Below are 10,869 nucleotides of genomic sequence, written 5' to 3'. Positions count from 1 at the left end.
CAGGCCGTCGACGGCCCCGGCGGAATAGAAGGTGCGGATCGCTTCGGCGAACAGGCGCGCCGCGGCGAGATCGCTGAGCGGCAGAAGCACAGCGAACTCCTCGCCGCCGATGCGGCCCGCAGCGCCTCGCGCGCCCGTGGCAAAGCGCAGCTTGGCGGCGAAATCGGCAATCACCCGGTCGCCCGCCTCATGTCCGTGCTGGTCGTTGAGCGCCTTGAAGTGATCGAGGTCGGCAAGCACCAGCGCGACGGGGAACCCCGCCCTGGCGCATTGATCGAGCAGCAATGCCGCCCGTTCCTCGAAGCCGCGGCGGTTGAGAAGGCCGGACAGCGGATCGGTATGGGTCTCGGCCTTCAGCGCCTTCAGCACATCGAGCGCCGCCGCCGTGAACAGGCAGAGCGCGATCAGGAGCGATAGAAGCGCATGCGAAAGCAGCGCCGTCGTCCAATAGGACGAGCCGTAGAAGCCGTCATAGCTCGGGAACGGTCCATGCGCGATGACGACGATCAGGGTACGGGCGGTGAAGTTCAGTGCTGAAAGCAGCGACAGCACGAGCAGGATCTTCTCGGTCGGCCCATTGTTGCGCACCGGCCTGAGCTCGGCGGCGACGAGCAGGCTCAGGCCGCCGAAGCCGAAATTCATGCCGAGCACGCGCCAGGTGAGATCGGGCTGGACGAACATGAACCATGCGAAGGCGGCGAGCCCGCCGCCGGTCATGATGCCGATGCCGACATAAGGCACGCGCCGGCCGTAGCGCGCGACGATCGCGCCGGAAAGGCAGCAGGCGGCTATCGTGAAGCATATGTTGGAGATCAGCTTGGTCGCCACGATGCCGAACGGAAGCGTGAAATATTGCAGCAGGAAACCCGGCGCCGACAGGCAGTAGCTTGCCGCCAGCACCGCCAGATAGGGACGATGGCGCTGATGAAACCACAGCACGAGGAACGCAGCGCCAAGCGCCAGCGCTATCGTCGGATTGAGCAGCGCTATGAGCAGACCGGTGTCCAACGGACCGAGACTTTCCCAACTTGACCCAAGGGGAGATGCTAGTCCGGAAGCGCAAACAAGCGGTTAAGCCATGCCACGGAACAGCTCCGGGAGACCGGCGTTCTCAACAAAACAGGAGAACGCCGATGGCCGGTACAATCACCCTGACCGAGCACGATGCGATCCGTTCCTGGGCGGCGGCGCGCGCCGGATTTCCGGCCATCGTCGACGTTTCGCCCGAAGCCGGAACGCAACCCATGCTGCGCCTGGTTTTTGGCCAGAACGCCTATGAGGACAACGACCGCCCGGAGCGGCCGTTCAACGCCGGCGGCTATGAGCTGGTCGAATGGGATGAATGGTTCAGCGTTTTCGACGAGCAGAAACTGGCGCTGGTGGTCGCCGCCGACGAGCCCGGCCGGCGCGAGGAGTTCCATCAGATCATTCGGCGCGGAGACCGCTGAGCGCAACAAAGCAAAAAGGCCCGGATCGCAGTGCGCTCCGGGCCTTCTATCGCGTTTGCAGCCGGTGGTTATTTCCAGTCGCGGATGTCGACGAAGTGGCCGGCGATCGCCGCCGCCGCCGCCATGGCCGGCGACACCAGATGGGTGCGGCCTTTAAAACCTTGCCGGCCCTCGAAATTGCGGTTCGAGGTCGAGGCGCAGCGCTCATGCGGCTTCAGCCGGTCGTCGTTCATGGCAAGGCACATCGAGCAGCCAGGCTCGCGCCAGTCGAAGCCGGCGGCGACGAAGATCTTGTCGAGGCCTTCGGCTTCGGCCTGCTCCTTGACCAGGCCGGAGCCCGGCACGATCATGGCGTTGACGCGCGGGTTGACCTTCTTGCCCTCGACAACCTTGGCGGCGGCGCGCAGGTCCTCGATGCGGCCATTGGTGCAGGAGCCGATGAAGACGCGGTCGAGCGCGATATCGGTGATCTTGGTTCCCGGCATCAGCCCCATATAGTCGAGCGCGCGCAGCTTCGACGAACGCTTGTTCTCGTCGGCGATATCGGCCGGATTGGGCACGAACCCTTGTACCGAGACGACGTCCTCGGGCGATGAGCCCCAGGAGACGATCGGCGGCAGTTTTCGCGCATCAAGCACGACGACCTTGTCGAAATGCGCGCCTTCGTCGGAATGCAAGGTCTTCCAATAGGCGAGCGCGGCGTCCCAGGCGGCGCCCTTCGGCGCGCGCGGCTTGTCCTTCACATAGGCGAAGGTCGTCTCGTCCGGCGCGATCAGGCCGGCGCGGGCCCCGCCTTCGATCGACATGTTGCAGATCGTCATGCGGCCTTCCATCGACAGCGAGCGGATCGCCTCGCCCGCATATTCGATGACGTAGCCGGTGCCGCCGGCGGTGCCGATCTCGCCGATGATGGCGAGGATGATGTCCTTGGCGGTGACGCCTTCCGGAAGCTGGCCGTCGACGCGCACCAGCATGTTCTTGGCCTTGCGCTGGATCAGCGTCTGGGTGGCGAGCACATGCTCGACCTCGGACGTGCCGATGCCATGCGCCAGCGCGCCGAAGGCGCCGTGCGTCGAGGTGTGGCTGTCGCCGCAGACGATGGTCATGCCGGGGAGCGTGAAACCCTGCTCGGGCCCGATGATGTGGACGATGCCCTGGCGGACGTCGTTCTCGGAATAGTACTCGATGCCGAAATCCTTGGCGTTCCTGGCCAGCGCCTCGACCTGGATGCGGCTTTCCTCGTTCTTGATGCCGAACTTGCGCTCGGGCGAGGTCGGCACGTTGTGATCGACCACGGCCAGCGTCTTTTCCGGATGCCTGACCTTGCGGTTGCTCATGCGCAGGCCTTCGAAGGCCTGCGGGCTGGTGACTTCGTGGACCAGATGGCGGTCGATATAGAGCAGGCAGGTGCCGTCGTCCTGGCGGTCGACGACATGGTCGTCGAAGATCTTGTCGTAGAGGGTGCGCGGTGCGCTCATGTGCGTAAATCCGTCGATATGAGAATGGGATAAGCTGGCGCCGGGTTTCGAGCCGGCGAAGCGACCTGGATCGGTCGGCCTCAGCTAAGTCGGCTGGTGAGCGCGCCGCAAACGCGCGCGGCAAATCGCGACGGCAGGCGCTTCCTGTCCTGCAGCACGAAACCCTTGTAGGCCGGATCGCCGAATAGCTCTTCCATGGCGCTGCTCATATCAATGTTTGCCGATTTCGGCAATTGCGGTGTGGCTCAAGTTCCTCGCCCCACGAAGTGGGGAGAGGTGGCCCGGCGAAGCCGGGACGGAGAGGGGGCTGCGCGGCGTTGGGAAATTAATGTCCTCCTGACCGCCTTGGGAACTGACAATCTTGCGACCGCTCTGGCGTCGCCAACGTCGTCCCCCGCTCCGTCCCGGCTTCGCGGGCCACCTCTCCCCCGCTGCGCGGGGGCGAGGAACTGGCGCTAAACTTAGCCTGCTCAAAGCACCTCGAACACAAACGCCTTCACCAGCGCTTCCGGATCGCCGATCGCGTAGCAGCGGAACCACGGGCTTTGCTCGACCGGCCGCCATTTCCTTGCCTGGGTGAGATCGGCGAACACAGCCTGGAAGCCGCCGCTTTCGAACACCTGGTCGCGCACGGTGAAGATGGCGTGGCCGCCGCTCTTCGTGATGCGCACCAGCTCGTGCAGGCCGGAGGCCGGCGCGTGGCCGATGGTGAAGACGCCGGTCGAGAAGAAGGCGCGGAAATGTCCGTCCGGCCATGGCAGCGGGCCGCCGAGCATGGCCTTCTTCAGCTCGCTGTAGGCCTGGCGGCTGCCGGCGATCTTCAGCATGTCGTCGGAGAGGTCGAGGCCGGCGATGTCGCCATAGCCCAGCGCCTTCAGCGACGATCCCGAAAGCCCTGTGCCGCAGCCGGCGTCGAGTAGCGGACCTTCGCCCGAAGGCACATGCCGCGCCACCCATGCGGCGATGAGGAAGGGCAAGAGATAGCCGAGCGAGGCGGTCTCGCTGTCATAGCTCGCCGCCCATTCGGCATAGGCCTTGGCCAGCGCTTCCGGCGTTTCTGCCGTGTAGACGGAATCCAGCGCAGCATTGGTCTTGTCGAAATTCATGGATCTGACTCCTTCGCGCCGGATGCATGTCGCCCAAAAGTGTGCAGCGGTTTTGGCAAAACGACATGCATCAAACAAAGACGATCGTAGCGCGGACTACCTCTGCCGGCTATTCCTCGTGCTGCCGCCGCAGCCGCTGTTCCAGCGCCCGCAGCGCCAGCGAAAGGCCGACTGTCAGGATGAGATAGACATAGGCGACGATCGAATAGGTCTCGAAGAAGCGGAAGGAGCCGGCGGCATAGATCTTGCCGATCTGAGTGATGTCGGCGACGCCCAGCACCGAGACCAGCGAGGAATCCTTGACCATGGCGACGAAATCGTTGCCGAGCGGCGGCAGGATGGTGCGGATCGCCTGCGGGAAGACGATCAGCCGGAAGCGCTGCACGCGTGTCAGCCCCAGCGCCTTCGCCGCTTCGATCTGGCCCTTCTCGACCGACTGGATGCCGGCCCGGAACACTTCCGAGATGAAGGCGGAATAGCCGATGGTCAGCGCCATGATGGCGCGCCACAGAAGCGACACGTCGCGCACCAGAAGCTCGCCCATGAAGCCGGCGCTTTGCAGCGGCGCCGTCAGCGCGTTCCACGCCGCGACGAAGGCAGGCGCCCCGACAAAGGCGATCCAGAACAGGAGCACCAGGATCGGCACGCCGCGGATGATCTCGACATAGAAGCGTGCGATCTGGCGCAGCCATTGCGACCCCGACAGCGCCATCAGCGCGATGCCGAGCCCGAGCGCCGAGGCCAGCGCAAAAGCGACCACGGTGACGAAGACGGTGATGCCGATGCCTTTGGCGACTGTGGCGAAGACTTCGGCATAGAGGTCGCTCGCGGCGATCGCCAGGGCGGCGATCAAGGCGAGGACAAGGGCGGCGGCCAGCCACCAGGGGAATTCGGACTTGGCGGTGGAGGTTGCGGGCGGCATCAGGCGATACCGGCGACCAAGCAACGACGGTCGCGTTCCGGCACACCCCTCTCTGCCCTACCGGGCATCTCCCCCGCAAGGGGGGAGATCAGATGTCGCGACGGCTTTCGCCAATCACCGACGTTGAAGAAAAGGCGCCGTCGATGAAGCTGCCAATCTCCCCCCTTGCGGGGGAGATGTCCGGCAGGACAGAGGGGGGTGGGAAGGAATGAGGCCTTTGCAGATTTCTGCCCCTCGCCGTTGCACATCGCTCTCAACAAGAGCGCCTACTGCCCCATCTTGTAGTCGAGGAACCACTTCTTGTTCAGCGCGTCGAGCGTGCCGTCGGCCTTGAGCGCGGCGATCGCGGCGTTGACCGGCTTCACCAGGTCGGAGCCTTTCGGGAAGATGAAGCCGAAATCCTCAGTGCCGAGCGGCCCGCCGATCAGCTTGAGCTTGCCTTCGGAGGCATCGACATAGCCCTTGCCGGCGGTGCCGTCGGTGAGCACCACGTCGACATCGCCGGACTTCAGCGCCTGGACGCTGGCGCCGAACGTCTCGAACAGTTTTATGCGCGGGTTCTGCTCATTGCCGTCGAGCACGCTGTAGACGGCGGTGTAGAAGGGCGTGGTGCCGGCCTGCGCGCCGATCAGCCCGTCCTTGAAGGCGGCAAAACTCTTGGCGTCGGTGAAGCGGCTCTCGTCGCCGCGCACCAGCATGAACTGCTCCGAGCGCATATAGGGATCGGAGAAGTCGACCTTCGCCTTGCGCTCTTCCTTGATGGTGATGCCGGTCATGCCGATGTTGTACTGGTTGTCGGAAACGGCCTGGATCATCGCATCCCAGGAGGTGTTCTGGTACTCGACCTTGAAGTTCAGCCGCTTGGCGATCTCGTCCATCGCGTCATATTCCCAGCCGATCTGCTTGCCGCTCTTCTTGTCGATGAACTGCAGCGGCGGGTAGGCGTTTTCCGTAACCACCACAACCTTCTTGCCGCCGAGATCGGGCAGCGTGTCGGCGAGCGCCGCAGCGGGCGCGAGAAGGCAGGCCAGCAAGGCGGCCAGCAGCAGTTTCGACTTGATCATGATAAACTCCCCGAAAGTAATTGGCCGCGCTACGCTCGCGCGCCAAGAGAAAATCCGGCGCCGACTTTAGCTTTCCGCAAGCGCCTTGCAAGCCGATCCACTGCATGGACAAGCGCCAAAGCGGATTCCCATGCTCCGATCGGCACGGTTCCCGAACTCAGCCATGCGAGCGATTATTCCGCGGATTCCGCAACCGCTTCGCGCAAGCCCGCGACCAGCCGCCTGAGCGTGCCATGCAGGGCTTCCAACTCGGCTCGCTCCAGCGGCATGCTGCAGGCAAGCGCCGCCTGAACATCCTTCATGTTCGCTCGCAACGCCTGGCCCTTGGCGGTCGGCTCGACCAGCACCCGCGCGCTCGTCCGCATTGTCTCGGCGGCGGGTGACCAGGCCGCCCGCTTCCATCCGCTTGATCAGCGGCGTCAGCGTCGCCGAATCGAGACCCAGCGCCTCGCTGAGCTCGCCGACGGTCATGGGCGAGCGCTGCCACAGCGCCAGCATCGCCAGATATTGCGGATAAGTGAGGCCGAGCGGGTCGAGCAGCGGCCGGTAAAGCTTCGTCATCAGCCCGCTTGCGGAATAAAGCGCGAAGCAGAGCTGCTGATCGAGACGCGGAACGGCAATCGTCCCGGCGCTGTCGGCCGGGACGTCGCTTGCTCGAATTTCGGTTTCAGTCGTCATGCCGCCTTTGCCGCGAGCGCCACCGTGGAAAGCGCCACGTCGATATTGCCCCGGATGGCGTTGGAGTAGGGGCAGATCTGGTGCGCCTCGGATACAAGCGCTTCCGCGGCCGCCTGATCAAGACCTTTCGTCTCGGCCGCCAGCGCCACACCCAGCCTGAAGCCGCCCTGGTCGTTGGGGTAGAGGCTGACGGTCGCCGTCACCGCCGCATCCTCGAGCGGCAGCTTCTTTTTGCGCGCCACGAAGCGGATCGCGCTTTCGAAGCAGGCGCCATAGCCGGCGGCGAAGAGCTGTTCGGGATTGGTCGCGCCGCCCTGCCCGCCGAGCTCCTTGGGCATTGCCAGATCGACCTTGAGCAACCCGTCGCTGGTCTCGGCATGACCCGCGCGGCCACCGACGACGCGAGCCTGGGTGGTGTAGAGTGCTGACATTTTCGTCTCCATTTATCTTGTGCACGATTATTTAGTGTACAAGATAACAGGATGTCAAGCCGGATGTCGTCATCCTTGGGCGTAGCACCGCGAAGCGGTGCGAAGCCCCAAGGATCCATGCCGTAACCTCAGCCGAAGTTTGTAGCGGAGCAGAATTCTGCACCGTTGCAATGCCTTAACGTTCACGGCATGGATCCTCGGGTCTGCGCCGCGTCGCTTCGCTCCTTGCTCCGCCCGTGGATGACGACGCGCAGATCTTTCGGGCCAATCGCCAAGGCATGCAGTGCACGAACGCAGGCACGATAGGACCTGATCAGGGAGCCGAGAGGCCTTCGCCGCTCCGCCAAATGAAAAAGGCGGCCGAAGCCGCCTTTCCAAACACTCTGTCCCAAAGGACCGATGCGAGAGCCTTATTCGGCCGACGCGGACTCGGCCGAAGCAGCCTCGGCGGCCTTCTTCTCGGCGGCGTCCTGCGCGGCCTTCTCGACGGCCAGCGCCTCGGCGGCGGCGACCTTCTCGGCCTCGATGCGGGCGCGCTCGGCGGCCAAAGCATCGCGCTCCTCGTCGTTCAGCTTGCGGGCGCGCACGCCGGTGTTTTCCGAAATACGGGCCGACTTGCCGCGACGGTCACGCAGGTAATAGAGCTTGGCGCGGCGCACCTTGCCGCGGCGCACGATCTCGACGGCCTCGACCATCGGCGAGTAGACCGGGAAAACGCGCTCGACGCCTTCGCCGTAGGAAATCTTGCGGACGGTGAAATTCTCCTGGAAGCCGGAGCCGGAGCGGGCGATGACGACGCCCTCATAGGCCTGGACGCGGGTGCGGCTGCCTTCGGTGACGCGCACCTGGACGCGCACGGTGTCGCCGGGCTGGAATTCGGGCAGCTTGCGCTTGGCTTCGATCTTGGCGGCCTGCTCGGCCTCAAGCTGACGGATGAGATCCATCTCAAAAATCCACTTCTTGTTCTTCCGACAGCCAGAGCGTCCTCGACTCGCCTTGCAGTTCCAACGACCGCTCGGCTATGCCCTTTGCCGTAAGCATCGGACAGGGACGGCTACACCGCCATTTGTTGACGGGCCCCGAAGATCGTTCTTCCGGTTCGGGCGGCCACATACAGCTATTTCGGCGCTTTGTCACGCCTTAATGCATGTCGCCCAGAAGTGGTGCGCGGCTCTGGGACAACGACATGCATCAAAACAACGATTTAAAGCGCGTCGCCTGAAACCGTTTCAGCGCGACGCGCTTTAAAGGCGTATTTTTTGCGGCCATGGCACCATCCAATTGCCGCGGTGCCGGGTTGCGCGAGGTCCGCAAGCTTTCTAAGCCGGGAAAAGCGTATTCCCCGGGCTTCTCCTCAATGACATTCTTCGATGCCGTCCTGCTCTTCCTCGCGGGCTTTGCTTCGGGTGCCGCCAACGCGGTTGCGGGCGGCGGCACTTTCCTCACCTTCGGCGCCATGACGCTGGTCGGCCTGCCGGCGATCGTCGCCAACGCCACCTCCTCGGTGACGCAACTGCCGGGCTACATCGCCTCGACGCTCGCCTATTGGACCGATATCCGGCATTTCTGGCGCGGCGCCCTAGTGCTTTGCCTGATCTCGGCTCTCGGCGCGCTGGCCGGTTCGCTCATCCTTCTGGCGCTCTCCAATCCGTCGTTCCGGGCGCTGGTGCCATGGCTGCTCATCGCCGCCACTGCCCTGTTTGCCGCCGGCCCGTGGCTGAAGCCGGCGGCCGGGCCGGAGCACCAGGCCTCGGTCGGCTCGCTCGCCGGTTCGCTCGTGCAGTTCGCGACCGCGGTTTATGGCGGCTTCTTCGGCGCAGGCATGGGCGTCATGATGCTGGCGACCCTCGGCCTGACGCAAGCCGGCGACTATCACCGCCTGAACGCGCTGAAGAACATGCTGTCCATAGTGATCGCGGTTGTCGCCATTCTGGTTTTCGTTTCCGGGGGGGTCATCGCCTGGCCGCAGGCGGTCGTCATGATCCCGGGCGTCGCGCTGGGCGGCTATGCCGGTGTCTGGATCGCCAAACGCGTGCCGCAAGGCGTCGTGCGCGGCTTCGTCGTCGCCGTCGGCCTGCTTCTGGCTTTTTATTACTTCACCAAGGGGTGAGGCACGGCGCCAAGCAAGTCCGGCCGCCGCTCCTGAGTGAGCTTCACCGCCTGGGCGCGCCGCCACTCCGCGATCTTCTTGTGGTTGCCGGAGATCAACACGTCCGGGATTGGCCTGCCCTCGAACTCCGGCGGCCGCGTGTAGTGCGGATGCTCGAGCAGGCCGTTCTCAAAGCTTTCTTCCTCGCCCGAGACGACGTTGCCCATGACGCCGGGCAGCAGCCGCACCACCGCGTCGAGCAGCACGAGCGCCGCCGGCTCGCCGCCCGACAGGATGAAATCGCCGATCGAGACTTCCTCCAAAGCACGCGCTTCGATCAGCCGCTGGTCGACGCCTTCGAAGCGGCCGCACAGGATGACAGCGCCCGGCCCGGCGGCGAGCGCCCGCACCCGGGCCTGGGTGAGCGGTTTCCCACGCGGGCTCATCAGCAGCCTTGGACGTTCGTCGCCTTGCGGCGAAACGTGATCAATAGCCTTGGCCAGCACATCCGCGCGCATCACCATGCCAGCGCCGCCGCCGGCCGGCGTGTCGTCGACGGTGCGGTGCCTGTCGGTGGCGAAATCGCGGATCTGGATCGCCTCCAGCGACCATGTGCCGGCCTCCAGCGCCCGGCCCGCCAGCGACAGGCCGAGAGCGCCCGGAAACATCTCCGGATAGAGCGTCAGCACCGAGGCGGCAAAGCTCACCGGTTGCCCCCGGCGTCCTTCGGTCCGCGCGGCCTGCCTTTCGGATCGAACCCGGAATGGCCCGGCGCCTCGCTCTCCTCGTCGTCGAGCAACCCCGCCGCCAGCGGATCGACCTGGACATAACCGTCGGCGATCGACACATGCGGCACCGCCGCCTGGGTGAACGGGATGAGCACCCCCTTGCGGCCGGCGAGTGTGACGTCGAGGATGTCGCCGCCGCCGAAATTGTGCACGGCGACAACCCTGCCGATGACGCCGGTGTCGTCCCTGACCTCCAGGCCGATGAGGTCGGCATGGTAGAACTCGTCCTCCTCGCCGTCGTCCGGCAGCACCGAACGATCGACGAAGAGTTCCGTGCCGGCAAGCGCTTCGGCGGCGTTGCGGTCGCTGATGCCCTTGAAGCGCACCACCACCACCGTGCCGGCCGGCCTGATGTCGAGGATCTGGAAGGTGCGGCCATCCTTGGCTTGGAGCGGCCCATAATCGGCGAGCGCCAGCGGATCGCCGGTGAACGTCTTCACCCGCAATTCGCCCTTGATGCCGTGCGCGGCGCCGATCACGGCCATCTGGACGGGGTTCTGGAGCTTCGACATCGGCGTCACTTCCTTTGCCTTGCTCTAACCCTCCCCGGCCGCCATTTCAATGATCGCCTCTTCACTGCTTCCTAACCTCCGCGCCGGAAAATGCCGCCATGCAGGAATTCCTCATCCCGGCAAAACCCGATCTTCAGGCGGCGCGCGAAAGCTGGCTGAAGATGCTGGCGCGCGAGCGCCGGCTGTCGCCGGAGACGGTCGAAGCCTATGAGCGCGACACCCGTCAGTTCCTGCATTTTTTGACCGGACACTGCGGCGGACCGCCCGGCATCTCCGATATCGCCGACTTGCGGCCGGCCGATCTGCGCGGCTTCCTCGCCGCGCGCCGCAACAGCGGCGCCGGCGCCCGCACG

General features: G+C 64.9%; 12 protein-coding genes and 1 pseudogene. 3 read left to right on the top strand and 10 right to left on the bottom strand.

Features of this window, described 5'->3' with window-relative positions:
• The coding region (locus tag DH10_RS14035; protein WP_192384816.1) for a GGDEF domain-containing protein at window positions 1-1,008 on the bottom strand (1,008 nt) is incomplete at its 3' end.
• Between the two features lie 125 nt (window positions 1,009-1,133).
• Here DH10_RS14035 and DH10_RS14030 point away from each other — a divergent pair.
• Window positions 1,134-1,448 (top strand): hypothetical protein, encoded by a 315-nt coding sequence (locus DH10_RS14030; RefSeq protein WP_192255905.1) that lies wholly within the window; start codon window positions 1,134-1,136, stop codon window positions 1,446-1,448.
• 68 nt (window positions 1,449-1,516) lie between these two features.
• Here DH10_RS14030 and leuC read toward each other — a convergent pair whose 3' ends face one another.
• The 7 genes and pseudogenes from leuC to rplS form a co-directional block, all read right to left on the bottom strand.
• Window positions 1,517-2,926: a 3-isopropylmalate dehydratase large subunit gene (leuC, locus tag DH10_RS14025; RefSeq protein WP_192255903.1), complete on the bottom strand. Its 1,410-nt coding sequence runs from the start codon at window positions 2,924-2,926 to the stop codon at window positions 1,517-1,519.
• A gap of 470 nt (window positions 2,927-3,396) precedes the next feature.
• The gene (locus tag DH10_RS14020) at window positions 3,397-4,032 is read right to left on the bottom strand and encodes a class I SAM-dependent DNA methyltransferase (RefSeq protein ID WP_192255901.1); all 636 of its coding nucleotides are present in this window, start codon (window positions 4,030-4,032) and stop codon (window positions 3,397-3,399) included.
• A 109-nt stretch (window positions 4,033-4,141) separates the two neighbouring features.
• Window positions 4,142-4,954 (bottom strand): amino acid ABC transporter permease, encoded by an 813-nt coding sequence (locus tag DH10_RS14015; protein ID WP_192255899.1) that lies wholly within the window; start codon window positions 4,952-4,954, stop codon window positions 4,142-4,144.
• A 266-nt stretch (window positions 4,955-5,220) separates the two neighbouring features.
• Window positions 5,221-6,018 (bottom strand): transporter substrate-binding domain-containing protein, encoded by a 798-nt coding sequence (locus DH10_RS14010; RefSeq protein WP_192255897.1) that lies wholly within the window; start codon window positions 6,016-6,018, stop codon window positions 5,221-5,223.
• A 173-nt stretch (window positions 6,019-6,191) separates the two neighbouring features.
• Window positions 6,192-6,696 (bottom strand): annotated as a pseudogene (locus DH10_RS37625) (MarR family winged helix-turn-helix transcriptional regulator).
• Window positions 6,693-7,127, bottom strand: coding sequence for an organic hydroperoxide resistance protein (locus DH10_RS14000; protein WP_192255892.1), 435 nt, complete (start codon window positions 7,125-7,127; stop codon window positions 6,693-6,695). The pseudogene DH10_RS37625 and the gene DH10_RS14000 overlap by 4 nt, the downstream one beginning before the upstream one ends.
• 410 nt (window positions 7,128-7,537) lie before the next feature.
• A complete protein-coding gene (rplS, locus tag DH10_RS13995) occupies window positions 7,538-8,071 on the bottom strand; it encodes a 50S ribosomal protein L19 (protein ID WP_192255890.1) in 534 nt (177 codons plus the stop codon).
• 413 nt (window positions 8,072-8,484) lie between these two features.
• Between rplS and DH10_RS13990 the strand changes: the two genes are divergently transcribed.
• Window positions 8,485-9,237 carry a sulfite exporter TauE/SafE family protein gene (locus DH10_RS13990; protein WP_192255888.1) on the top strand — a complete coding sequence of 251 codons (753 nt, stop codon included), beginning with the start codon at window positions 8,485-8,487 and terminating at the stop codon, window positions 9,235-9,237.
• Here the strand turns inward: DH10_RS13990 and trmD are convergent.
• Both trmD and rimM read right to left on the bottom strand, forming a co-directional pair.
• Window positions 9,219-9,923, bottom strand: a complete 705-nt coding sequence (gene trmD / locus DH10_RS13985; protein WP_192255886.1) for a tRNA (guanosine(37)-N1)-methyltransferase TrmD — start codon at window positions 9,921-9,923, stop codon at window positions 9,219-9,221. The two genes, DH10_RS13990 and trmD, sit on opposite strands and share 19 nt — an antisense overlap.
• The gene (gene rimM, locus DH10_RS13980; protein ID WP_192255884.1) at window positions 9,920-10,516 is read right to left on the bottom strand and encodes a ribosome maturation factor RimM; all 597 of its coding nucleotides are present in this window, start codon (window positions 10,514-10,516) and stop codon (window positions 9,920-9,922) included. Before rimM ends, trmD begins: the two co-directional genes overlap by 4 nt.
• Before the next feature lie 98 nt (window positions 10,517-10,614).
• Between rimM and DH10_RS13975 the strand changes: the two genes are divergently transcribed.
• A partial coding sequence (locus tag DH10_RS13975; RefSeq protein ID WP_192384815.1) for a site-specific integrase occupies window positions 10,615-10,869 on the top strand: 255 nt, incomplete at its 3' end.

This window comes from Mesorhizobium silamurunense, from assembly GCF_014843825.1.
Classification (GTDB): Bacteria; Pseudomonadota; Alphaproteobacteria; order Rhizobiales; family Rhizobiaceae; genus Mesorhizobium; species Mesorhizobium silamurunense.
This window is presented reverse-complemented; position numbering and strand designations above follow the sequence as displayed.